This window comes from Rhizobium herbae (genome assembly GCF_017873135.1).
Classification (GTDB): Bacteria; Pseudomonadota; Alphaproteobacteria; order Rhizobiales; family Rhizobiaceae; genus Pararhizobium; species Pararhizobium herbae.
Genome location: NZ_JAGGJV010000005.1, coordinates 95,212 through 119,288, shown reverse-complemented (window position 1 = coordinate 119,288; position 24,077 = coordinate 95,212). Strand labels below are relative to the sequence as shown.

At 62.4% G+C, this 24,077-nt stretch carries 21 protein-coding genes; 10 read left to right on the top strand and 11 right to left on the bottom strand.

Annotated elements, in window-relative coordinates:
• Window positions 1-64: 64 nt before the first annotated feature.
• Genes J2Z75_RS14665 through J2Z75_RS14650 form a run of 4 tightly spaced genes read left to right on the top strand, consistent with a single transcriptional unit; the run spans window position 65 to window position 3,288 of the window.
• On the top strand, window positions 65-835 hold the full coding sequence (locus J2Z75_RS14665) for an SDR family NAD(P)-dependent oxidoreductase (protein ID WP_209853517.1): 771 nt from the start codon (window positions 65-67) through the stop codon (window positions 833-835).
• Entirely contained in the window at window positions 835-1,752 is a 918-nt protein-coding gene (locus J2Z75_RS14660) for a 2-dehydro-3-deoxygalactonokinase (RefSeq protein WP_209853516.1), read from the top strand. Before J2Z75_RS14665 ends, J2Z75_RS14660 begins: the two co-directional genes overlap by 1 nt.
• 13 nt (window positions 1,753-1,765) lie before the next feature.
• The gene (locus tag J2Z75_RS14655; protein WP_209853515.1) at window positions 1,766-2,401 is read left to right on the top strand and encodes a 2-dehydro-3-deoxy-6-phosphogalactonate aldolase; all 636 of its coding nucleotides are present in this window, start codon (window positions 1,766-1,768) and stop codon (window positions 2,399-2,401) included.
• A 2-nt stretch (window positions 2,402-2,403) separates the two neighbouring features.
• Window positions 2,404-3,288: an SMP-30/gluconolactonase/LRE family protein gene (locus tag J2Z75_RS14650; protein ID WP_209853514.1), complete on the top strand. Its 885-nt coding sequence runs from the start codon at window positions 2,404-2,406 to the stop codon at window positions 3,286-3,288.
• Window positions 3,289-3,481: 193 nt separating this feature from the next.
• On the opposite strand, the gene J2Z75_RS14645 is transcribed toward J2Z75_RS14650, so the two are convergent.
• Together J2Z75_RS14645 and J2Z75_RS14640 are read right to left on the bottom strand one after the other, a co-directional pair.
• Window positions 3,482-4,378 (bottom strand): MBL fold metallo-hydrolase, encoded by an 897-nt coding sequence (locus tag J2Z75_RS14645; protein WP_209853513.1) that lies wholly within the window; start codon window positions 4,376-4,378, stop codon window positions 3,482-3,484.
• An 18-nt stretch (window positions 4,379-4,396) separates the two neighbouring features.
• On the bottom strand, window positions 4,397-5,074 hold the full coding sequence (locus tag J2Z75_RS14640) for a DsbA family protein (protein ID WP_209853512.1): 678 nt from the start codon (window positions 5,072-5,074) through the stop codon (window positions 4,397-4,399).
• Between the two features lie 108 nt (window positions 5,075-5,182).
• Here J2Z75_RS14640 and J2Z75_RS14635 point away from each other — a divergent pair, with 108 nt between their 5' ends.
• Window positions 5,183-6,103 carry a LysR family transcriptional regulator gene (locus tag J2Z75_RS14635; RefSeq protein ID WP_209853511.1) on the top strand — a complete coding sequence of 307 codons (921 nt, stop codon included), beginning with the start codon at window positions 5,183-5,185 and terminating at the stop codon, window positions 6,101-6,103.
• 55 nt (window positions 6,104-6,158) lie between these two features.
• On the opposite strand, the gene J2Z75_RS14630 is transcribed toward J2Z75_RS14635, so the two are convergent.
• Window positions 6,159-7,238, bottom strand: a complete 1,080-nt coding sequence (locus J2Z75_RS14630; protein ID WP_209853510.1) for a hypothetical protein — start codon at window positions 7,236-7,238, stop codon at window positions 6,159-6,161.
• Between the two features lie 383 nt (window positions 7,239-7,621).
• On the opposite strand from J2Z75_RS14630, the gene J2Z75_RS14625 reads away from it, so the two are divergent.
• Window positions 7,622-8,233, top strand: coding sequence for a PRC-barrel domain-containing protein (locus J2Z75_RS14625; protein ID WP_209853509.1), 612 nt, complete (start codon window positions 7,622-7,624; stop codon window positions 8,231-8,233).
• Between the two features lie 58 nt (window positions 8,234-8,291).
• Here J2Z75_RS14625 and J2Z75_RS14620 read toward each other — a convergent pair whose 3' ends face one another.
• On the bottom strand, window positions 8,292-10,340 hold the full coding sequence (locus J2Z75_RS14620) for an NADH:flavin oxidoreductase (RefSeq protein ID WP_209853508.1): 2,049 nt from the start codon (window positions 10,338-10,340) through the stop codon (window positions 8,292-8,294).
• Window positions 10,341-10,592: 252 nt separating this feature from the next.
• Entirely contained in the window at window positions 10,593-12,143 is a 1,551-nt protein-coding gene (locus J2Z75_RS14615; RefSeq protein WP_209853507.1) for a trimethylamine methyltransferase family protein, read from the bottom strand.
• Window positions 12,144-12,233: 90 nt separating this feature from the next.
• Between J2Z75_RS14615 and J2Z75_RS14610 the strand changes: the two genes are divergently transcribed.
• Entirely contained in the window at window positions 12,234-13,199 is a 966-nt protein-coding gene (locus J2Z75_RS14610; RefSeq protein ID WP_209853506.1) for a LysR substrate-binding domain-containing protein, read from the top strand.
• On the opposite strand, the gene J2Z75_RS14605 is transcribed toward J2Z75_RS14610, so the two are convergent.
• Both J2Z75_RS14605 and J2Z75_RS14600 read right to left on the bottom strand, forming a co-directional pair.
• Window positions 13,163-14,524 carry a putative bifunctional diguanylate cyclase/phosphodiesterase gene (locus J2Z75_RS14605; RefSeq protein ID WP_209853505.1) on the bottom strand — a complete coding sequence of 454 codons (1,362 nt, stop codon included), beginning with the start codon at window positions 14,522-14,524 and terminating at the stop codon, window positions 13,163-13,165. The two genes, J2Z75_RS14610 and J2Z75_RS14605, sit on opposite strands and share 37 nt — an antisense overlap.
• 196 nt (window positions 14,525-14,720) lie before the next feature.
• The gene (locus tag J2Z75_RS14600; protein WP_209853504.1) at window positions 14,721-16,454 is read right to left on the bottom strand and encodes a response regulator; all 1,734 of its coding nucleotides are present in this window, start codon (window positions 16,452-16,454) and stop codon (window positions 14,721-14,723) included.
• 280 nt (window positions 16,455-16,734) lie between these two features.
• On the opposite strand from J2Z75_RS14600, the gene mutL reads away from it, so the two are divergent.
• Both mutL and J2Z75_RS14590 read left to right on the top strand, forming a co-directional pair.
• A complete protein-coding gene (gene mutL, locus J2Z75_RS14595; RefSeq protein ID WP_209853503.1) occupies window positions 16,735-18,534 on the top strand; it encodes a DNA mismatch repair endonuclease MutL in 1,800 nt (599 codons plus the stop codon).
• Between the two features lie 649 nt (window positions 18,535-19,183).
• Window positions 19,184-19,414, top strand: a complete 231-nt coding sequence (locus J2Z75_RS14590; RefSeq protein ID WP_209853502.1) for a DUF2093 domain-containing protein — start codon at window positions 19,184-19,186, stop codon at window positions 19,412-19,414.
• 51 nt (window positions 19,415-19,465) lie between these two features.
• Here the strand turns inward: J2Z75_RS14590 and lpxK are convergent, their stop codons facing one another.
• Complete coding sequence (gene lpxK / locus J2Z75_RS14585) at window positions 19,466-20,503, bottom strand: tetraacyldisaccharide 4'-kinase (RefSeq protein ID WP_209853501.1); 1,038 nt, start codon at window positions 20,501-20,503, stop codon at window positions 19,466-19,468.
• Window positions 20,493-20,699 carry a hypothetical protein gene (locus tag J2Z75_RS14580; protein ID WP_209853500.1) on the bottom strand — a complete coding sequence of 69 codons (207 nt, stop codon included), beginning with the start codon at window positions 20,697-20,699 and terminating at the stop codon, window positions 20,493-20,495. The genes lpxK and J2Z75_RS14580 overlap by 11 nt, the downstream gene beginning before the upstream one ends.
• A 124-nt stretch (window positions 20,700-20,823) precedes the next feature.
• Here J2Z75_RS14580 and J2Z75_RS14575 point away from each other — a divergent pair, with 124 nt between their 5' ends.
• On the top strand, window positions 20,824-21,921 hold the full coding sequence (locus J2Z75_RS14575) for a flagellin N-terminal helical domain-containing protein (RefSeq protein WP_209853499.1): 1,098 nt from the start codon (window positions 20,824-20,826) through the stop codon (window positions 21,919-21,921).
• A gap of 20 nt (window positions 21,922-21,941) precedes the next feature.
• Here J2Z75_RS14575 and J2Z75_RS14570 read toward each other — a convergent pair whose 3' ends face one another.
• The gene (locus J2Z75_RS14570; RefSeq protein ID WP_209853498.1) at window positions 21,942-22,649 is read right to left on the bottom strand and encodes an HAD family hydrolase; all 708 of its coding nucleotides are present in this window, start codon (window positions 22,647-22,649) and stop codon (window positions 21,942-21,944) included.
• Between the two features lie 28 nt (window positions 22,650-22,677).
• Window positions 22,678-23,991: a lipid IV(A) 3-deoxy-D-manno-octulosonic acid transferase gene (waaA, locus tag J2Z75_RS14565; RefSeq protein WP_209853497.1), complete on the bottom strand. Its 1,314-nt coding sequence runs from the start codon at window positions 23,989-23,991 to the stop codon at window positions 22,678-22,680.
• Window positions 23,992-24,077: the final 86 nt, after the last annotated feature.

Below are 24,077 nucleotides of genomic sequence, written 5' to 3'. Positions count from 1 at the left end.
GGAATGACATTGATGCAAATGCAAGCCCGTTTTCGGGCCTGCGCATCCGGGAGAGCGACACATCATGGCCTTGCCAGCCGCGCAATTTCACGACCTCAAGGGGCGTGGCGTCCTGATCACCGGCGGCGGATCGGGCATTGGTGCGGCGTTGGTCGAAGGTTTCGCCCGCCAGGGGGCACGCGTCGCCTTCATCGATATCGCGGAAGCCGACAGCCGGGCGCTGGTGGAGCGGCTTGGCCCGGCGGTCGACAATGCGCCGGTCTTCCTTCAGGCCGATCTGCGCGACGTCCAGACCATAAAATCGGTTGTCGATCGAGCGGCGGACGCGATCGGTTCCCTGAGCGTGCTCATCAACAATGCGGCACGCGATGACCGGCAGCCGCTGGAAGATGTGACGGAAGCAAGCTGGGACGAAAGCCAGTCCGTCAATCTGCGGCATGTGTTCTTCATGAGCCAGGCTGCGGCGCCACATATGCGGCACGCCGGCGGCGGCTCGATCATCAATTTCTCGTCGATCGCCTTCATGCTCAACATGGGCGAAATCCCGGCCTATGCCACGGCCAAGGCCGGTATCGTCGGCCTCACAAAGTCGCTCGCTGGCAAGCTTGGGCCGGACGATATCCGCGTCAACGCGGTGCTGCCGGGCATGGTGGTGACCGAGCGGCAGAAGAAGCTGTGGATCGACGATGCCGCGATTGCCGGCATGCAGGAAAAACAGTGCCTGAAGCACATGCTCGTCGCGGAGGACATGGTAGGCTCTTGCCTCTATCTCGCCTCCGATTGTTCGGCGCGCATGACGGCTCAGGCCATGATCATCGATGGAGGCGTATTTTAATGACGGCAGCATCCTATGCGGCGGTGGACTGGGGAACCTCGAGTTTCCGCCTGTGGATCGTCAGCGAAAGCGGCGAGATTCTTGCCGAGCGCCGCAGTAGCGAGGGCATGACGACCGCTGCGAAAACCGGATTCTCTCCGATCCTCGAGTCGCATCTCACAGCCCTTTCGGCGCCGCCGCATCTGCCGGTAATCATCTGCGGCATGGCCGGCGCCCGTCAGGGCTGGGTCGAGGCCGGTTATCTCGATACGCCCGCACCATTGAGCGGCATCGTCAAGGCGGCCGTCACGGTGCCCGACGCCAACCGCGATATCCGCATCCTGCCGGGCCTTGCCCAGCGCAGCGAAGAGGCGCCGGATGTCATGCGGGGCGAAGAAACCCAGCTGCTTGGCGCGATATCCCGGCTCGGCAGCGGCAGCCATCTCGTCTGCATGCCGGGTACGCACAGCAAATGGGTGCGCGTCACCGGCGGCATCGTCGATGGTTTTTCCACGTTCATGACCGGCGAATTGTTCGACGTGATCTCGAAGCACTCGATCCTCAGCCATGCCGTCGCCGATGGCGGCGCATTCGACGGCAGCGATCCCCTCTTTCTGGGCGCGGTCGCGAGAGCCGCGAAAAACCCGGCTCTCGCGACCAATCTGGTCTTTACCGTGCGCAGCGGCCAGTTGCTGCACGGCCTGACCGCTCCGGCCGCCAAGGCCCGGCTTTCGGGCACCCTGATCGGCCTTGAGATCGCCGGAGCGCTCGGCACGGCAAAGGCCGGAAGCAGTGTCTGTCTCGTCGCCTCCGGCTCGCTCGCAGCCCTCTACCAATCCGCCCTGTCGGCTCTCGACCTCAATCCCGTGACCATCGATGCCGATGAAGCCGTTCGCCATGGCCTTGCCGCCGCTGCCAATGCCATATGGCCTGCCTGAAGAAAGAGATATCATGACCCGCATCCCCTTCCCGCCCATGAAATATCCGCTGATCGCCATCCTGCGCGGGCTGAAGCCCGAGGAAACGCAAGGGATCGTCGGCACGCTGATCGAGGCCGGCTTTACGGCCATCGAGATACCGCTGAATTCGCCGGACCCGTTCCGCTCGATCGAGATCGCCGTGAAGATGGCGCCGGCCGGCTGCCTGATCGGTGCGGGCACGGTTTTGACGACGGAACAGGTCGAGCAGCTCGACGGCGTCGGCGGCAGGCTGATGGTCAGCCCGAATGTCGAGCCGGCTGTGATCTCGCTGGCGGCCGCCAAGGGCATGGTGACCATGCCCGGCGTGTTCACGCCGACGGAAGCGCTCGCTGCGGCTAAGGCCGGCGCGACCGGGCTTAAATTCTTCCCCGCCAGCGCGCTCGGCCCCGCCGGTATCTCGGCGATCCGCGCCATCCTGCCGCCGGAACTGGAGATCGCCGCTGTCGGCGGCGTCTCGGAAGCCAATTTCGCCGATTATGCCAAGATCGGCATCAAGAGCTTCGGCCTCGGCTCCAGCCTCTACAAGGTCGGCATGGATGCCGCCGAGGTCGGCAAGCGGGCTGAGGTGACGATCAAGGCGTATGACGCCGTGTACGGGGCGGCATGATCATGACCGAGACAATTCCATTTTCCGGCAAGATCCTCTGCGACGAACCGCTGAAGCTGGGCGAAGGCGCGACTTACGATCCGGCGACCGACACCGCATGGTGGTTCAACATCAAGGGCGAGGCCCTGCACGAGCTGCATCTGGCATCGGGCCGCAAGACGGTTCATCCGCTGCCGTTCCTCGGCAGCGTGCTCGCGGTGATCGATCCGGACAGGCAGCTGATCGCTTCCGACAAGGGCCTGTTCATCCGGGAAACAGCGTCCGGAAAGCTCAGCCTTCTGACGACACTCGAAGACATTCCGGCCAATCGCTCCAATGACGGCCGGGTGCATCCGTCAGGCAGCCTCTGGGTCAGCACCATGGCCCGCGACGAGGCCAAGGGCGCCGGCGCGATCTATCATGTGGCGCGTGGAACCGTGACACGGCTTTATGCCGAGGTGTCGATCCCCAACAGCATCTGCTTTTCACCGGATGGCGCGATCGCTTATTTCACCGATACCGCCATCAATCACCTGATGCGGGTCGATCTCGATGCGGCTACCGGCCTGCCAACCGGCGAGCCGACGGCCATCAGCGACGAGACGACGACTTCAGGCGGCATCGACGGATCGGTCTGCGATGCGGACGGGCTTATCTGGAATGCGCGCTACGGCTCGGGCGCCGTCGATGTCTACCGGCCCGACGGGTCGAAGATCGCCCGCTACGCGGTTCCGGCGACGCAGACCACCTGCCCGGCCTTCATCGGCGCCAAGGCCGACCGGCTGCTGGTCACCTCCGCCTTCCAGGGCATGAGCGATGCAGAGCGCGCCGCCGATCCGCATGCGGGCAAGACCTTCGACCTTGGCATTGCCGTCAAGGGTCGCTTCGAGCCGGCTTATTTGCTCTGAACTGAAAATCGGACAAGGATGGCCTAGCCCAAAAGCCTTAAAGCGACCGGAAACCTGACATGCGATTCAGCAAGGATATCATGTCAGGTTTCTCCGGGTAAGGACGCAAGGGCCGCAAGCAAGTTGCGACCATTGTCTTCGGACGAGCCCTCTTAGGTGGCCCGGATGATGTCGAGATTGACGCCCAAGGCGGTCAGCCCCACTTCATTTCGCCGGTTGCAACCTTCGAGCCGATATCGAGCGCAACGCCCATGCCGAGACCCGGGAAACGCGCTTCCATCGCGGCCTTGAGCGCGGCCGCATCCTTGTTCTTGGCCAATTCCTCCTCAAACGCCGTCAGATAGGCAATGGTGTGCTCGACGCCTGATAGGTCGGTCGGCGCTTCCGGCGTCATATGGCCAGCGACCACGATCGCCGGCTTGCGCGCTGCGATCTTTTCGAGATTGGCAACCCAGGCAGCCCGCAGCTCCGCGCTGTTGGTATCCGCCGTCCAGACGTGAACGCCGTTGAAGATCATCACACCGCCAAACACGGCATTCAGCGACGGGACGAAGAGATAGCGCCGATTGGCCAGGCCTCCCGCATCGACAATCTCGATGGTTTCGCCATCAACCGTCAACGACGGTCCGTCGAAAGCCTCCGGGATGACGACGTCAGCCAGTGTCTGCGGGCCGTTTTCCTTGAGCTGCGGTCCCCAGACGGCCAGCTTTTTCTCAACGCTGCCCTTGATCGCGTCAACCGTCGCCGAGGCGGCGATCACCTTGGCATCCGGAAAGGCTGCCTTGATCGGGCCGAGGCTGAAATAATAGTCCGGATCCGACTGGCTGATATAGATCGTGGTCAGCTTTTTGCCGGTGGCCTTGATCGCCTCAGCAACAGCCTTGCCGTCGGGGAGTGTGAAGCCGCCATCGATCAGAACGGCTTCCGTTGCGCCGGAGACGAGAACGGGGGCCCGGAAAAAACCGTTCTGCCCGGCGGAGAAATGCTTCCAGGCAAGGCCTCCGGCGGCATGGCCGAGACCGGCCGGAGCAAAAACAGCGGCGGCGCCTGCGGCGAGAGTGGTCTTCATGATGGTTCTCCTGGTGAACATGGTTCCGGTTTCCTTTCTTCAGGGATGATTTTCGCGGGCGGCACGGGAGGGAGGCATGCCTGTGGTGGACAGTTTGGAAACGAGATCGCCATCGCCGAACAGGTCCTGAGCCTTGAGCAATTTCCGGCGCGTTCCGTCGTCAACGATCAAAGCCGGCACGCCGTTAACCGCGAACTCCCGCATCAAAGCGCGCGCCGACGCCATGCGCTGCCGGTTGGCGGCCAGCAGATCGGGATCCGCGGACGCGAGGCGGTCCGCTGCAGCCATAAGTCCGGCGCTTTCCAGCATATTGCGCAGCTCGGACATGTCCGTGACATCGCGGCCCGAAACATAGCGGGCCTCCTGGATGGCCCTGAGCGCATCGCATTCCCGCTCAGGTGCGGTCAGGGCGACGGCCGTCAATGCCAGGGTGGCCGGACCGGAATCCAGCATGCCGCCTCTTGCCAGGACCTGGCTTCGGTAGGCGTCCGTAAACTGCTGCCCTGTGAGGCTTGCGATACGCTGGTCGTTCGACCAGGCGTAGGCGGCAAACTGCTCGTCCATCGGCCTTGCACCGGATCCTGAAAACAGGCCTGTCGGGGCGAGCACGACAGTCAGATCCGCTGCTGCGCCAAGCTGACCGAGCAGCAGCGATGCTCCATAGCACCAGCCGCAAAGGGGATCGAAGAGATAGGTGACATGGACTTTGCCGGACATGTTTGGCTCCTTCATGAAGCCATAGATGACATGCGTAGATTGGAGCGGGAAGACCGAGAAAACTGACAGAATGTATGCTAAAAGCTGACAATCCGATCGGAAGGTATCATGCAGAAAGCGACCAATCTCAACCGACTTGCCTATTTCGTGGCCGTGGTCGACGCTGGATCCTTCACCAGGGCTGCGGACTATCTGGGCATCACCAAAGCGGTCGTCAGCCAGCAGGTTGCAAGGCTGGAACAGGAGGTCGGAACCACATTGCTGATGCGCACGACGCGGCGGCTGCAGCCGACCGAAGCCGGGCGGATGTTTCACGCCCGATGCGTCTCGATCCTGCGCGAGGCGGAGGATGCCCTGGGGGAGCTGGCGCAGGGCAGGACAGAACCGAAGGGCCTGCTGAGGATCACGGCACCCTATGACTACGGCACCTCGGTCATCGTCCCCTTGGTCACTACCTTCACCAGCCGCTACAAGGATTGCCGGGTGGAACTGAACCTCAGCGACAGGATGGTGGATCTGGTCGCCGACAACATGGACCTTGCCATTCGCGTCGGCTGGCTGGCTGATTCCAATCTGCAGGCACGACGGATCGGCTCGTTTCGCCAGCTCCTGGTGGGATCGCCAGAGTTCGTCGGAAATGTCCCGGCACTGAACGAGCCGGCCGACTGCTCGTCCCTGCCATTCGTGGCCAACAATGCGCTGAGAGAGCCGCTCGAATGGACGTTTACACATCGCGATGGAGACGTCAGGAGCGTTCGTTTCAAAGCGGACATCGCGATCAATACCACGCCGGCGGTCATGGAGGCGGTCCGGCAAGGCGCGGGACTATCGGTCCTGCCCGATTTTCTCACGACCGCCGGCCTGTTGGCCGGAGATCTCATTCCTGTCCTGCCTGAATGGCAGCTTCCCTCCGGCGGCGTTTACACGGTCTATCCGGCGGCGCGATTTCGGCCGCCCAAAGTGTCCGTGTTTGTCGACATGCTGATCGCCGCGCTGAAGGCCTTAAGTTTGACGCGGGAAATACGATAACACTCTGAATTTGGAGCCTATCGCCCGGCTTCTTCTGTTTCTCTGGCGCCTTGTCTCAAGCGCGCGCAGGGGCCATTGCGCTGCGCGGCACCCGCAGCTTCCACCAGGTCTGCCCGGCGTAAAGCGCCAGTCCCGCGGCGATGAAGAGTTCCTTGTATTCCGTCGGATCCCACAGCCGCACTAGGCGGGCGGATTCGACAAGGAAAAGCTCCTGCATCGCCACGATGGAGATCGCCACGCCGGCAAACAGCAGGAATTCCCGCCAGAGACCGTGTTGAAGCGCCGCATTGGCCAGCACCAGCAGGATGATCACCGTCATCATCGCCGACATCTGGATCGGCAGGACGCCCCATCGGCCGCAGTTGAACGCTGCCATTGGTGCGCTGGCGGCAAGGACGAACAGGCTGGGCATGAAAGCCGACACTGGCCCGTTGCCAAGCCGCCTGCGAATGAACAGACCTGCGAAGGGCAAGAGTACCAGCAGGACAAAGGCGCCGCAGTAGTAGATGAGCTCCGACGCGCCGGTCGACATGTTGTGGAAATTGAATTCCTTCTGGTCGTTCAGTTCGGCGAAGGCCTCCGGCGTCGCCACATGGAAGACGCGCTGCATCCACGAGATCTCCTCCATGCCGACAACGAAAAAGACCAGTGCGAAAAAGGCTCCCGCGAAAAATGCGATCCATGCCTGCCGCCCGGCGCCGGAGCGGGCGTTGACAAGCTGGCCAATCGACAGGAGTGCAAACAGCAGCGATGCCGCAAACAGGAAGAAGGCCGACAGCCATTCGAAAGGCCCGTCCTCAAGCGACAGCGCGTTGAAGATCTGGGGATTGCGCGAGAACAGCCAGGCGCACCACAGCGCAAAGACGGTGACGCCCGCGCTGATCATGACAAATTTCGGCGCAAGCCGCGGCACGATCGGCAATCCGATCGCAAGGCCGTCCTGCCAGATCGCGTGCACCACCCCGACCGACAGGATCAGCGCCACCAGGGAGCGGAGGATATCATAGGCAACGAGACGCGGCGCAATTTCCGGTATGTAGCTGGAACCGAGAATGGCGTGCTCATAGACGATCATCGCCGCCATGACGGCAATCGCAATGACAACCATGCGCAAGACATGCAGTGGAATAAACATCGCGACAGCCCCCCTGACGCAGCCCATGTCAATTTAGAATAGCCCACAGCCGGGAATAGAAAAACTGCGCGCCTGATTTCCTCGAAAAGCGGTAAACCGGTAAAATTCAATTCGTCGCGGCGCCCCGCACTATCCTTGCAGGAGAAGCCTGCAACGCAGCGCCTTCTGACACGTTCAGAACAGATTATCGCAGGACTTTCTTACCGGTTTGCTGTTGAAACCGATGGCGTCTTATAAAGCGGCGCAAAAAAGTTCCATTCCACGTTGCGTATTTTTTACGGAACCACTGACCATCTTTGACGTTTTGTCTGCATCACTGGTGCGGCGGCAATGTCTATACCCCGCGCCCTGATCGACAAAGAGAACGAAAAGGTAGGTTTAAAATGACCAAGAAACTCGTAGCTTCCGTCGCTGCAGGCGCACTTTTTGCAGGTGTAACCGTTTTTGCACCACTCGGCTTCGCACAGGAAACCACGCAGCCGGCTCAGCCACAGACCATGGAAACGCCGATGACCGGCGAACAGCCGGCTGATGCCATGAAGAAGCCGATTGACCAGGCCGCACAGGCGGCACCTGCCGCAGGCTCCGGCTATCTGACCGAACAGAGCGACGACCAGATCGCCGCCAGCACCTATATCGGCCAGTCCGTCTACAACGCTTCCGATGAGAGCATCGGCGAGATCAACGACGTGATCTTCACCAAGGACGGCTCTGTCGAAGCGGCTGTCATCGGCGTCGGCGGCTTCCTCGGCATCGGCGAAAAGAACGTCGCCGTTCCGCTGGATACGATCTCGATCGCCAACGTCCCGAATTCGGACGACCTGAAGTTGACCTCGCAGGAAACTGCAGAGACGCTGAAGGCCGCACCGGAATTCAAGACCAAGGCGCAGCAGGTTGCCGAACAGAACGCCAACGCCCCGGTCGATAGCTCGACCACGTCTTCGACGGCGCCGGCAACGGACGTGAAGCCGGCTGAGCCGGCCACCAACAACTAATCGTCTTGACGATTGATCATTCGAAACGGCGGCGCCTCAAGGTGCCGCCGTTTTGTTGTCAAAACAACACCCCGTACCTCAGCCCATCGTAGATGCCGGCGTGAATGTTGCGGCTGGCAACGGCGTCGCCGATCCTGAACAGGTCGAACTCCCCGTCCGGATTCCGGACCTGGATGGGGTTCTCCTGGCGGATCAGCGCCTTGTAGTCGACCGCGCCGAGATTGCGCGACAGCGGCTTCAGCTCCAGATAGAGATCCGCCATCGGCATGGTTCCATGCTCGACCACGACCAGCGCAACGCGCCGTTCGACCGAAGCCGTTTCGGAGAAGTCGGAGCCGAGTACGGCGACCAGCTGGTTGCCCTCGCGGCGCACCGATTTCAGCCGCGTGTTGATCGTCACCCGGACGTTCTTCTCCGCGAAGGCCTTGGCATAGGGAACGTGGTTCATGCCGCCAATTTCCGGCGCGAACATCCGCTCCGGCGAGACGATCTCCAGTTCCGTTCCGCTTGCCGCGATGATTTCCGCAGCCGACATGCCGGTATGGGCGCCGTTGTCGTCGTAGAGAAGCACAGGGCCTTCGGGCTTGATCGCGCCGGCAATGATATCCCAGCTGGAAACCACCAGCTCGTCGCCCGCTTCGAGCATCGGGTTCTGGGCGATGCCACCCGTGGCGATGACGACGAGGTCGGGCTTTCGCTCCAGGATGTCGCTCGCCTCGGCAAAGACGTTGTAGTGGATGGGAACGCCCAGCCGCTCCAGTTCGGAGAGCCGCCAGTCGACGATGCCGATCATTTCCTTGCGGCGCGGATTGCGGACGGCAAGCAGGATCTGTCCGCCGGCTTCTCCGGTCGCCTCCAAAATCTCGACAGAATGCCCGCGCTCGGCAAGAACCCGGGCGGCCTCCAGCCCGGCGGGTCCCGCGCCGACGACGACCGCCTTGCGAACCGGCCCCGTCGTTTTCGAAATCACATGCGGAATGGTCGCCTCGCGGCCCGTGGCCGCATTGTGGATACAGAGCGCACCGCCGCCCTCGTAGATGCGGTCGAGACAGTAGGTCGCGCCGACGCAAGGGCGGATCTGGTTTTCGCGTCCCTCGATGATCTTTTTAACGATATGCGGATCGGCGATATGGGCGCGGGTCATGCCGACCATGTCGAGCTTGCCCTCGGCAATCGCATGCCGCGCCGTCGCCACGTCGGCGATGCGGGCGGCATGGAACACCGGGAATTTGGTGGCGGCGCGAACCTCGCCGGCGAAATCCAGATGCGGCGAGGAAGCCATGCCCTGGATCGGAATGACATTGGTCAGGTGCGCGTCGTGATCGATATGACCGCGGATGATGTTGAGGAAATCGACCTTGCCGGAGCCGGCAAGCCGCCTGGCGATCCCGACGCCCTCCTCCCTGGAAAGGCCGATATCCCACTGCTCGTCGGCCACCATGCGGATGCCGACGATGAAATCCGGGCCGACAGCCTTGCGCACCGCGTCCAGCACCATGTCGGAGAAGCGCATGCGATTGTCGAGCGAACCGCCATACTGGTCGTCGCGATGGTTGGTCGCGGGCGACCAGAAGCCGTCCATCAGGTGACCGTAGGCTTCGAACTCGATGCCATCGAGCCCGGCTGCCTGCATGCGTTGTGCGGCGCTGGCATAGTCACCGACGATGCGCTCGATGTCCCAGTCCTCGATCTCCTTCGGGAAAGCCCGATGCGCCGCTTCGCGCACCGGCGAGGCGGAAAGAACCGGCAGCCAGTCGCCCTTGTTCCAGCCGGTGCGGCGGCCGAGATGGGTGAGCTGGATCATCACTGCGGCGCCCTGCTCATGACAGTCGTCGGCGATCTTTTTCAGCCAGGGCACGATCTCGTCGGAATAGGCATGAAGATTGCCGAAGGCGGGCGGGGAATCCTCCGAGACGATCGCCGAGCCCGCAGTCATCGTCAGCGCGATGCCGCCCTTGGCCTTTTCGACATGGTAGAGCCGATAGCGATCCTTGGGCATGCCGTCTTCGGAATAGGCCGGCTCATGCGAGGTCGACATGATCCGGTTTTTCAGCGTCAGATGCTTCAGCTGGTAGGGCTGGAGAAGAGGATCTTTGGATTGGGTCATGATCTCGGGGCTCAATTTACAAATTTCATCCTGTTATACCCCTCACCAAGCGCGCCCAAGCACTCCGGTTCGCTTCGTGCGGGCTTGCTATCCTCTCCCGCAAGGGGAGAGGTAAAACCCGTGTCGCGAATACTGCTCCAAGCCAATGCTGGACGCGTGGCACCCTACCTCTCCCCCTGCGGGAGAGGATACGAAGGCCGCGAGAGGCGAAGCCGATCGCTTGGCCGAAGTTGGTGAGGGGTAAGGCCGTCCTCAATACCAGGCATCCGCCATGCTGTTCTTGCGTCTTATCATATAATCGGTCAGCGCTTCGTCGATTGCTACATCCAGGGGCGGCGCTTCGTATTCGGCCAGCGTCTTTTTCCAGCGTTTGTTGGCGCGCGTGGCCATGTCAGTCGATCCGCCCTCCTCGCTCCATTTTTCAAACGGCTCGTTGTCCGACAGGGCGGAATCCCAGAACGCCGTCTGGTAGTTGCGCATCGTGTGGTCGCAGCCGAGAAAATGACTGCCCGGGCCGACCTGCAGGAAGGCGTCCATCGCAAGCGTGTTGTCATCCACCACGACGCCGGCGAGATAGGAGTGCAGCGCGCCGCAGAAATCCGTGTCCATGACGAATTTCTCATAGGACATGGCAAGCAACCCATCGAGGAAACCGGCCGAATGCAGAATGAAATTGGCGCCGCAATGCACCGCCGAGAGCATCGACATGACGCCCTCCTGCATCGCCTGCCCATCCGGCAGCTTCGAATTGGAGAAGTTGCCGGCGCAGCGCAGCGGCAGTTTCCGCCGTCTTGCCAGCTGGCCGATCACCATCGAGCCGATGGCCGGCTCCGGCGTGCCGAAGGTGGGCGAGCCCGAGCGCAGCGACATGGACGAGAGGAAATTGCCGAAGATCACCGGCGCGCCCTTGCGCTCCAGCTGCGTCAGCGCGCAACCGGCCAGCGTTTCGGCGTAGGACTGGGCGATGGCGCCGGCATTGGTGACCGGCCCCATGGCGCCGCCAAGGATGAACGGCACGATGACCGCCGCCTGGTTGGCGCGGGCATAGGCGCGCAGCGACCTGGTCATCGTGCCGTCCCAGACGAGCGGCGAGTTGACGTTGACATTGCCGAGGATGACACAGTTGCGATCGACGAAATCGCGGCCGAAGACGAGGCGCGCCATGTCGATCGAATCTTCCGCCCGGTCTTCCGCCGTGATCGAGCCCATGAAGGCACGGTCGGAATATTTGACGTGGCTGTAGACCATGTCGAGATGGCGCTTGTTGACCGGCACATCGACCGGCTCGCAGATCGTGCCACCGGAATGGTGCAGCCAGGGGCTCGACTGCGCCAGCTTGATGAAGTTGCGGAAATCCTCCAGCGTGCCGTAGCGGCGGCCCTTGTCGAGGTCCATGACGAAGGGCGAACCATAGGCCGGGGAAAAGACGACGTTCTTGCCGCCGATTTCGACACTATGCGCCGGATTGCGGGCATGCTGGGTGAATTGCGCCGGCGCCGTCGAGACGATCTCGTCCAGCATGCCCGGCTCGAAGCGCACCCGCACGCCCTCGACCCTGGCGCCGGCCCGTTTCCAGTGATCGAGCGAAGCCGGATCGTCGCGGAACTCGATGCCGACTTCGGACAGGATCCGATCGGCGACACGCTCGATCTTGAGCAGATTTTCCTCGCCCAGAATATCGTAGGTCGGGATATTGCGGACGATATAGGGAACGCCAACGATCTTTGCGGCATTGTCGCGGCGGGCCGGTCGCGACGCGCGTGTGCGTCTTGACGATTCTGCTTCTGCCACCAGCGTTTCCATCTGTCGCCTCCCATTGTTCCAGTCGAGGCTAGCGGTGAAAAAGATCGCTGTAACGCTGGAAAAATTCAACACATGATATAAGCTGACCTTATGGATACACTGCGCCGCCTCTTGCCCTCCGCCTCCAGCCTGATCGTCTTCGAGGCGGCCGGGCGTCACCAGAATTTCACCCGTGCCGCCAATGAGCTGGCGATGACGCAGGCGGCCGTCTCCTATGCCATCCGCGGGCTGGAAGACCAGCTCGGCGTACCGCTGTTTCACCGGGTCCATCGTGCCGTGCAATTGACGGAAGCCGGCGAGAAATTCCATGCCGACGTGTCGCTCGGCCTGTCGCGCATCCAGAAGTCGGCCGAGGACATCCGCGCCAAGCGGCGCGAGAGCAACGTGACGCTGGCCGCCTCGACCGCCTTTGCCTCGATGTGGATGCTGCCGCGGCTGACGAAGCTGCGCGAGGACCTGCCCGAGATCGACCTCAGAATCCAGACGAGCGTGCGCGATCTCGATCTGGAGGAGGAACCGATCCCGCTCGCCGTTCGCGGCGGCGGCGATCCGGCCAACTGGCTGCGCTACCACACTGCGCTTCTGGCGCCGGAGGTGATCAGCGCCGTGGCATCGCCCGCTTTTGTCGAAGCCAAAGGCATGCCGCAACGCCCGGCCGATCTTCTCAGGCATCCGCTGATCCATCTGGAGGAGCCTGTCAGGCGGGCCTATAGCTGGCAGGAATGGTTTGCCAGCGCCGGCGTTTCCTATCCGTCACAGGCACGGCGGCTGACGCTGAACGACTATGTCCTGGTGATCCAGGCCGTGCTTGCCGGCGAAGGCGTCGCGCTTGGCTGGAACCATCTGATCGAACGGCAGGTCCGCTCCGGCGCGCTTGTTCCGGTCGGCAATCATGTGCTGAAAACGGATCTGGCCTTCTATGTCGTCTGGCCGCGCTCGCGCGAGCTCAACCATCAGGCCCGCCGGGTGCGCGACTGGCTTCTGGAAGAAGGACGCCGGGAAAGAGAGGGTGAACGCCCTCAGACGGCGACGGAGAGCGCCGGCCCGGCCTGGTGATATTTTTCGGCAAGATAGCGCAGCGTCGTCACGGAATCCGCGGGCTTGCCATAGAAATAGCCCTGCCCCATGCCGCAGCCGAGACCTTTCAGCTTCATCGCCTCGGAGAAATCCTCGATGCCCTCGGCGACGACCTCGAGATTGAGGCCTTCGCACATGGCGATGATCGCCTTGACGATATGCTCGGATGCCCGGTCGGCGGAAATGCGCGAGACGAAGGCGCGGTCGACCTTGACCTTGTCGAAGGAAAAGTCCCTCAAGCGGCCGAGGCTTGACTGGCCGGTGCCGAAATCATCCAGCGAAATGCGCACGCCGGCGGCCCGAAGCTCGGTGACGATCTTCTGCGCCACGTCGGCATCGGTCATGACGGCGGTTTCGGTGATCTCGAGCTCCAGCCGGCGCGGATCGAGGCCGGCCCGCTGGATAATCGACAGGACATTGGTTGACGTCATCGGATCCATCAGCTGTGCCGACGACAGGTTGAAGGAGAGGAACAATTCCTTCGGCCAGAGCAGCGCCGTCTCGGCCGCCTTGCGCAGCAATGTCTCCGACAGGGAATCGATGAAGCCGCGTTCCTCGGCAAGCGGCACGAACACCGCCGGCGAGACATAACCGAGATCCGGATCGCACCAGCGCGCCAATGCCTCGAAACCAACGACCATGTCGTTCTTCAGGTTGACGATCGGCTGGAAATGCACATCGACCTCATCGGCGATGATCGCGTTGCGCAGGGCCTGCTCCAGCTGCGTCGCGCGTTTCATCTCCTGGGCGATTTCCTGGGAATAGACTGTGATCTGGCCGCGGCCGCGGCGCTTGGAACGGTAAAGCGCGGTATCGGCGCTTTTCAAGAGGTCCTCGAACTCCTCGCCGGCAAACGGATAGACGGCGAAACCGAAGGATGCCGACAGGCGCACGTTGCGCTCGCCGAGATCGAAGGGGGCGGAAAGAACCTCCTTCAGCATGTGGCCGACCTTTTCGGCGGCCTTGCGCTCGAACACCAGCGGCAGCACGAAGGCGAACTCGTCGCCGCCGGCGCGGATCACAGTCGCGCCATCGGGCACGCAGGCGAGCAGCCGGTTGGCAACCTGGCAGAGGATTTCGTCGCCGGCACTGGGGCCGAACAGATCGTTGATCGGCTTGAACCCGTCGAGATTGGCAAGGCCAATCGTGAACGGCGCGGGATCGCTGGCGCGATCGGCGGCAATTTCGCGCACCTTGTCGCGCAATCTGTACGAATTGCCCAGACCGGTCAGAGGATCGGTATAGGCCATGGCATGCAGATCGTTCCGGCTGATGTGCTGAGACGGTGTTTCAGCAGAATTCATAAACGCATTCCCGGGATTGGATTCAAGGCAGTCTCAGCAACAGACGATGAACATCGAGGGTTAAGAATTCGAAAGCGTCCCGCCCCCACTTCCCGCATGCGCCTCCCGAATTCTGGGGAGTTGACAGGACTATCGCTCAAGTCCGCGCTTTTCCTTCCCTTTCCCGGATATTGCCCGGCAATTCGGATAGAGGCCGTCAGCCTACCATGCGCTCGGCTTTGGTGCTGACGAACTTGCGATAGACGGCTTCGATCATGTCCGGACTGATCGGCTTGGTGATATAGTCGTCCATGCCTGCCAGTTTGCTTTGCGCGATATCGATCTCAAGCGCCTGTGCGGTGACGGCGATGATGGGAGTCTGGAAGTTTGCCGATTTTTCGAGCGCGCGAATAGCCCGCGTTGCGTCAAAACCGTTCATGACCGGCATGGAGACATCCATCAGCACGAGGTTGGGCCGGTATTGCTGCCAAAGCTTGACGGCCTCCTCGCCATTGGCGGCGATACGATAGGAGATGCCGAGTCCCTCGAGAATCTGGGCGAAAACGAACTGATTGATTTCATTGTCTTCGGCGACCACGACCTCGACTTCGGGCATGGGCCTGCCGTCAGGGCTGAAGTCCGGCACGATGATATGCCAATCCGCCGGGTCGTCGGCATCAGCCGAGGGGAGCGCGCCGATACCGTCTTCGCACAGGGCAAGGATGCTGGCCCGCAATTCGACGGGCTGCCAATCCTTTGCAAGCACAAGCGATGGCGAGCCTGTCCAGCTGGAAACAAGCGAAAGCGCACCTGGTATCGTACCGTCGATCAGCAACGCATCGATCTCGACGCCACGGACCGCGCACGCATCCTTGAAGGCTGAGAGTTCGGCCGTGTTTCTGACCGCACAGGCATCGAAACCCCACCGGCGCAGCTGCGGCACCAGATTGACCTCGAGAGCCGCCGCACTGGTCATCAGCAGAATTCGCTGCTTGTTCTTCGCATCCGGATCGATGATCGCACCGGCCTCGACCAGATGCTGCATATCGATCGCACGGAACGGATCGTAGCAATTCTGCGCCGGAGCAAAAATGCTGTAGTCGCTGACGTCGAGGGGCGACCGGCCGGACGTATCGTCCTGAACGCCATAGCCGACGACGAGATCGGTCACGTCGTTCATGCAGGTAACGAGCAGATATTTGCCGGGATCGCCGACGCGAAACTTGCGGGTGACGACCCAGAGATCCTCGCCGTCGGCCTGGACGAGCTGTTCGGGCTGGCAATGGATTTCTCCGGTCTCCAGCGTCGCGCGGTCGGAGCGTTCGAATTTTTCCGCCAGTTCCGGCTCCAGCAGATCCCACACGGATCGCCCGAGAATCGCGTCTGCCGTCATGCCGTGAATGGCACAGAATGCCTTGTTGACGGCGATGTAGTTGAGGCTGCGATCCTTGACGCAGATCGGATTGGGCAGGCAATCGAGAATGCCTTCGGTAAGCTCCACCCGTTCCATGTCGAGCTGCATCTGCTCTTCGCGCTTTTTCTGCTCGGAGACATCGCTGATCGCGACGATGCCGAGACCGCTCGACAGCCGGCGTTTGCGCACGTTGATCCAGCGGTGGCGACCGATGCGCTCGACGACGTCGAAGCGCTCGCGCCAGTGATGCGAGAGATGTTCGGAAATCCATTCGTCGCGATTGGCATGCCGGCGGCTCGATTCAGGCGCCGTGCCGTTGCGAACCCCGGAATCGAAGATTGCGCCGAGAAAATCCCTCAGCCGCGTTCCGGCCTCCAGGAACTGCGCGGGAATGGGATAGAACTGGAGAATGGGGCGGCTAGCAAAAACGATCTCGTCATTCTTGTCGCAGACAAGAATGGCCAAGCCGAGCGCGTCGGACGTCGCTTCGAGTACGGTTTTCTGGATGTTCGCGCCGAAAGACGCTACATCATTCATTGCATAGCCCTCATATAACCTTGGCGGCTTCTTTTCCGGGACATGCTGACGGACGCGCCGATGGGGCCGTATTTGGGGTTCAACTCCCGGGCGGACAGCTGCGCCTCGGGTTCCAAATGACAAAACCCGTGTTCATTCAGGTTCTTGGCGAAGGTCGCAGCTTTGTATTAAGGCCTGATTAAATTCGGGCGAGTTTGTCGGGCCTGTTTGCCAGCGACACGGCCGGGGATAGACCGTCCGAAACACTTTTCATGCGGCTGCGAATCCCGGACAATAGGCCATGCCCATCAAACAGCTCTCCGAGACCCTCATCAACCAGATTGCCGCCGGCGAAGTCATCGAACGGCCGGCGAGCGCTGCCAAGGAACTGATCGAGAACGCGCTGGACGCTGGCGCCACCCGTATCGAGATCGCCACGGCGGGCGGCGGCAAGACATTGCTTCGGGTCGTCGACAACGGCTCCGGCATGGGTCCGGACGATCTCGAGCTGGCGGTGCGCCGTCACTGCACCTCGAAGCTTGATGACAATCTGCTCGACATCCGGACGCTCGGTTTCCGCGGCGAAGCCCTGCCGTCGATCGGCTCGGTCGCGCGGCTGACGATCGCCAGCCGTCCGGCCGGTGCGAGCCATGGCGCCGAGATTGGGGTGTTCGGCGGCAAGCTGCAACCGGTCAAGCCCGCCGCCGTCAACCAGGGCACCGTGGTCGAGGTGCGCGACCTGTTTTTTGCGACACCGGCGCGGCTCAATTTCATGAAGACCGAACGGGCCGAGGCCTCCGCCATTTCCGATGTCGTCCGGCGCATGGCGATCGCCTTTCCGGCCGTGCGTTTCGTGCTGTCCGGCTCCGATCGCACGACGCTTGAATTCCCGTCGACCGGCGACGACCGGCTGGCGCGTATCGCCCAGGTGCTCGGCCGGGACTTCCGCGACAATGCGATCGAGATCGACGCCGAGCGCGAGGGCGCGCGGCTGACAGGCTTTGCCGGCGTTCCGACCTTCAACCGCGGCAACTCGCTGCAGCAATATGCCTTCGTCAACGGCCGGCCGGTGCAGGACAAGCTGATCTGGTCTGCCCTGCGCGCCGCCTATGCCGAAACCATTCCGCAGGGCCGTTATCCGGTTGCCGTTCTATCGCTGACCGTCGATCCCGACGTGGTCGATGTCAACGTGCATCCGGCCAAATCGGACGTTCGCTTCCGTGATCCCGGCATGGTGCGCGGGCTGATCATCGGTGCGATCCGCCAGGCGCTGGCGCAGGATGGCGACCGGGCCTCGACGACGGGTGCCAGCGGGCTGATGCGGGCGTTCCGACCGGAACCGCCGCGGCAGAACGGGACCTGGACAGCCGCGACCTCTCCCTACAGGCCGATGGATTTCGGCTCGCCGGCAAACGGTTTCGGCGAGCGGCCGCAGGCAGCCTTTGCCGAGATGGCCACGCCATCGGCCCGCGCGCCGACGCCGGAGCCCGAAGTGGCCTTCAGTCCACAACCGGACAAGCCGCATCCGCTCGGCGCTGCCCGGGCGCAGCTGCACGAAAACTATATCGTCGCCCAGACCGAGGATGGACTGGTCATCGTCGACCAGCACGCCGCCCATGAGCGGCTGGTGTTCGAGGCGCTGCGCAAGGGCCTGAATTCGCGGCCGATCCCGGCGCAGGCGCTGCTCATTCCGGAAATCGTCGACCTGCCGGAAGACGATTGCGACCGGCTGATCGGCCATTCGGCCGAATTCTCAAAACTTGGGCTCGGCATCGAGCGCTTCGGCCCCGGCGCCATCGCCATCCGCGAAACACCGTCGATGCTCGGCGAAATGGACGCCGTCGGGCTGGTGCGTCAACTGGCCGACGAACTTGCCGAATGGGACACGGCCAACGGGCTTGCAAGCCGGCTCGACTATCTGGCGGCGACCATGGCCTGCCACGGATCGGTGCGCTCCGGCCGGCGGCTGCGGCCGGAAGAAATGAATGCGCTGCTCCGGCAGATGGAGGCGACGCCCGGCTCCGGCCAGTGCAACCACGGACGGCCGACCTATATCGAGATCAAGCTGTCCGATATCGAGCGGCTGTTCGGACGCAGCTAGAGCTGAAAAAATCATCCCCGTTCATCCCCGCCCTTTGGTTCCATGCCATCATGACCTTGTTCCGCCGAGGATACACCGGTTTGCGTTGCCGGCGAGGCGGGGCCGGTGCCCGGATGGTTTGGCGAAACGCGCGCGAAATCCCCGGGGCTGCGTGAAAGGCGGTTCTCCTCCGGTTCGTGAAAGCGGGCCGGGCGTGCCGGGTAGCCACACCACGGGCGGTTCACCCCGCCGGACGGTTCTGCCGTCCAAGGGTCCAGGGCTAAACCCCGCCTCATTGAAAGGCCTGGCGGATAAGCGGCCGGGCTGGGGCATTGGAGGCTTTTTCCTTCACAAGAGGCAAAAGCGTAGAAGAACCTGAGAAGCGCGGCAAAAGACACTGAAACGGGGCACGGCGTGTGTCACCTACTACTCTACTCTGAGGCATACGTTGTGCCCCGGCCGACTTGTTCTTTGAAAACCCACGGCGAGCTTTCGCGCGTGGACCGAAGGTATTGCAAACGCCAGACAGCCGAAGCTGTTGCGCGCAACAGGATGATCGCGGTAGATGATGTCCGGAGACGCAGAGCCTCGAGGCCTTGATTGCATCGGCACCGATGCCGGCCAGGACGCGTCCCGAAAAGCGGACACAGAGATGCGGGGTCGAAGGACGATGAACAGGTTCGAGGGGAACAGCAACAGGGAAGCCAAGATCCGCTATCTCGATGGCGACTTCCAGATCGTGCTGCCCGGATCGCATGTCACCTGCGCCGTCACCGGCGTTGCCATTCCCGTCGATGAGCTGCGCTACTGGAGCGTCGCGCGGCAGGAGCCCTATGCCGACGCCGAAGCCTCATACGAGGCCGACAAACGCGCCGGAATCCTGCCGAACCAGAAGGCCTGAGCCGGCGCCCGCCCGGCTCAACCGGGCTTGCCTCATTCCGGGCTTGCCTGACTACGGCTGCTTCCTGACGAGGTTGCGTGTGCGTGCCGCCTTCAGTGCCGCATCGATGATCTTACCCGGCGAGTTCGGATCGTCGAAGCGCACCTCCACTTCGATCACCGTGCTCTTTTCCAGCAGTTCCCCGGCACGGCCATGCCCGGGCTCGAGCCGCACCATGTCCTTGGCCGTGGTCACAAGTTGGTAGCCAAGGGCTGCCGCGTGATCGATGAGATCGGCGATTTCGTCCTCGGAAAAATGGTGATGGTCCGGAAAACTGCGCGTTTCCGCGATCACGGCTCCTGTTTCCCGCACCGTGCGGAAGAATTTTTCCGGATCGGCGATGCCCGCCCAGGCCAGGACCGGCACATCCTTCAGCCCGCCATCGTCGAGATGCTCGACATTCGCGGCGTAGATCTGCTTGCCGGCGCGGGCCGCGCGGCGGATCAGTGCGTCCGCCCGGTCGCCGTTGCCGATCTTCAGCAGGGCCGAGGCGTGGCTGATCTGCTGGCGGATCGGCGCGCGCACCGGCCCGGACGGGATGAGAAATCCGTTGCCGATGCCCCTGCGGCTGTCGATCACCAGCAAGGAGAAATCGAACGTCAGGCGGGCGCTCTGGAAGCCGTCATCCATGATGATGAGGTCGGCCCCTTCGGCCACCAGCCTGCGGGCGCCCTCGACCCGTTTGCGGCAGACTACCGCCAGACCTTCGCGCGCCAGAAGCAGCGGCTCATCGCCGACGTCGCGGGCGCGATGATGGGCGGGATCGACAACCGTGGTGACATCGAGCGAGCCGCCATAGCCACGGCTGAGAAAGCCTGGCTTCAGCCCACGCTGCCGGGCGGCACGGGCAAGCGCAATGGCCGTCGGCGTCTTGCCGGCGCCGCCAACGGTGAAATTGCCGACGCAGATAACCGGAACCGGCACGGAAACGCGCCGCGCACGGTCCATGCGCGCGCCGGAAATGCGTCCGTAAATCCAGGAAAAAGGCCAGAGGCCGTAGGCGCGCCAATCCGCTTTGGTCCACCAGAACGGTGGTGCATCAGAAACCATCAGTCCTTCCAGGCCTCCCCGCGCCGGCCGGTTGTTCCCGGTTTTCGCAAATTCTGCGCGGCAAATTTCTTGTCATCTCCGAAACATTTTTCACCGGGGAAAAAGCCGTCTCGATCCGCGACACAAAACGGTAGATTGCCGGGAATTGCAAGCCTTGCGCGCGCAAACCGATCCGCTCGGCCGCCGTCGCGGCCATTGCAAACACGTTCCGGAACCTTCGAAAACGCGCAAGATATACCGAGTATTAACCAGTCTGCGGCACTCTTGGTTAACCACATTTGGTGACTTCCGTTTTCCAGTTTTTTGTAGCGGACCTTAAAATGACGAATATGAGCTTCAACTCGGCGGCCACCGCCGCTTTGGCGATTTTGCGCCATAACGACAGCACACACGACAAGATGCAGAACGTCGTCACGACGGGCATGCGGATTTCGGAAGCGGCCGACAATGCGGCCTATTGGTCGATCGCCACCGACATGCGCAACACCACGAAGGCGACGAGTACCGTGATCGACGCGCTGGAACTGGGGGCTGCCCTCGTCGATGTGTCCTATCAGGCGATGGAAGACCTGATCGACATCACCTCGGAGATCAAGGCCAAGATCATGGCCATGAAAGAACCCGGCGTCGATCGCTACAAGGTCAGCTCGGAAATCTACGAGCTGGAAAAACAGTTCCTCTCGACCACGGAATCCGCGTCGTTCAACGGCCGAAACCTTCTGGCGCCGGGCAAACTGAACTACACGGAAAAAACCTATGTCGACGGCAATGGCAAGACGCAGAAATATATCGAGATGGGCGCTCCGGACGCCAATATCGTCTTCGGCGGCATCGTTTCGAGCTACACGAAGGGCAAGGTCGGCATCATCAACATCTATGGCGACAGTAACCTCAACGTCTTCGGCCCCGCCAACTACAAGAACGAAACTGGCGGCATGACCGCGGAGAACGGGCTTGTCGATACGCCGCAGACCGACGGCCTGACGGGCGGTGTCGCCCATGAAGACCCCGCCAAGACCACGGCATGGCTGCCGGCCTTCAACGGCCGCACCCAGATCGCCTTTGCCAACGGCGCCCAGACCGACGACATGTTCAGCGCCTCGCACATGGGGGAAGTGCCCGACGATCTGGTCGGCTATGCGACCGACCTTCTTCTGACCCGCTATGACGATATCCACACGACGCTGACAGACCGGGCGGCGACGCTCGGATCGCTCAGCATGCGCATCGACATGCAGACCGATTTCAACAGGACGCTGACGGCGACGATCCAGAAGGGCGTCGGCCGCCTGGTGGATGCCGACATGAGCGACGCCTCGACCAAGCTGAAAGCCATCCAGTCGCAGGTGCAGCTGGCCGTTCAGGCGCTCAACATCGCCAACAATTCGCCGTCGCTGCTGCTGCAGCTGTTCCAGTAAGACGGGAAGGTCGGCGGGCGCTAGACCAGTACCGTCTCAAGCTCGGTGATGTCGTTGAGGCAATGATCGGACGCAGCTGCGAGAGACTGCGGCGAGCCGGTGCCGGTGAGTACGGCCACCGTCAGGCCGACGCCGGCATTGCGGCCCATGTGGAGATCGTGGTTGTTGTCGCCGACGACGGCGACCTGATGCGGCTCAAGCCCCGTCGCCGCGCAGAAGCCGAGCACCATGCCGGGCTGCGGCTTGGTGCCGAAGCCGCTGTCATAACCGGCGACATAATGCAGGTAACCATCGAAACCGAAGCGCTTTGCCGTCTCGCGGATGGAGCGTTCGTTGTCGCTGGAGGCGACACCGAGGCGGTAGCCCTTGGCATGCAGGCCCTCAAAGAACGTTGCGAGATCGGTGACCGGCACGGCATATTCGGCCGAATTGGAAAACAGCCCGTCGAGCTTCACCGTCAGCGCCTCAACCGTGTAGGGCGCGCCGGCTGCGACCATGCCGGTGGCGATCTCCACGGTGTTGCCGGCAGCCAAGAGACTGTCCGGCGTGACATGACCGGTGTCCGGATCCATACCGCCCGCCACAAGCAGGCGCCGGGCGAGTTCGGCGTCGCCATCGGCTGCGATGCTGGCGATCTCATAGTTCACCGGAACCCAGCTCTTCACATAATCGAGCAGCGTTCCGTCCTTGTCGAAAAGGATGCCGGCTATGATTTTATCTGTCGTCATCGGGCATCCTGCCAGAAAGATGAAAGGATCAGGGGTCGCTGCGCGGCTGCAGCCGCGCCTTCACGGTCAGCGGATTGATATAGGGTTCCAGCCCCCGGATCGTCGCCGACAGTGCACCGCGCATTTCATGCACGGTTTCGAGCCCCGCATCGATCATCTTGCGACGCACCTCGTCGTTGACGAGCAGATAGTTGACGCCCTTGGCCAGCATCTCGACATCGCGGATGATCTTGGCGCTGCCGTTCTTGGCCAGCATCTGGTAGGTATCGCGGAAATTCTGGACATTGCTGCCGGACAGGATGGCGCAGCCGAGCATCGCCGGCTCCAGCGGGTTCTGCCCGCCTTCGGCAAACAGCGAGCGGCCGACGAAGGCGACCTCGGTCAGTCGCAGGTACAGGCCCATTTCGCCGATCGTATCGCCGAGGAAGATGTCCGTCTCCGGCGTGATCGGATCGTTGCGGGTGCGGCGGGCGACCGTCAGTCCCTTGGAATTCAACATCGCCTCGATCGCGTCGCAGCGCTCGGGATGACGCGGCACGATGATGGTGAGAAGACCCGTGCGCTCCTTCAGCGCGCGATGGACGATGCCGGCGGCATTCTCCTCGCCCTCGAAGGTAGAGATCGCAGCCCAGGTCTTGCGGTCGCGGATCTGCTGGCGATAGTGCTTCAGGGCATGGCCGTCATGCGGCGGCGCGTCGGTATCGACCTTCAGATTGCCCGACACCATGACCGGCAGCGCGCCGAGCGTGCGGAAGCGATCGGCATCGAGTTCGGACTGGGCAATGACCAGCGCCAGGTTTTCAAACAACGCGTCGGCGAGCCAGAGGCGTTTCTTCCAGCGACCGAAGGTGCGGTCCGACAGGCGGCCATTCACCAGCACCTGGGGAATATGGCGGTGACCAAGCTCCATCATGGTCATCGGCCATATCTCCGATTCCGCGATGATGGCCAGATCCGGCTCCCAATAGTCGAGGAAGCGGCTGACGGCCGGTTTGAAATCGAGCGGTACATATTGGTGGATGATGCTGGAATCCAGCCGTTCGGCCGCAACGCGCGCCGACGTCTTCGTTCCCGTGGTCAGCACGACGGCGATACCGCGGCGCGACACTTCCCGGATCAGCGGAATGACGGCGGTGGTCTCGCCGACGCTTGCGGCATGAAACCAGACCAGCGGCCCCTGCGGTCGCGGCGCGCTGGCGTGCCCATAACGCTCCTGACGCCGGCCGCTGTCTTCCTTGCCCTTGGCAGCGCGGGCGGCCAGATAGGACCAGACGAGCGGATAGAGCGCCGTGCCGATCCAGCGGTAGCTGGACAGCGCCAGCCGGGCAAGCATGCTACTCATGAGGACAGGCCTCCGCTGCAGCGACCAAACCGCAAAGCGTCCGCGTTCGCGGCGAGCGCCTGTTCAGGCGCGTACCCTGCCTGTCC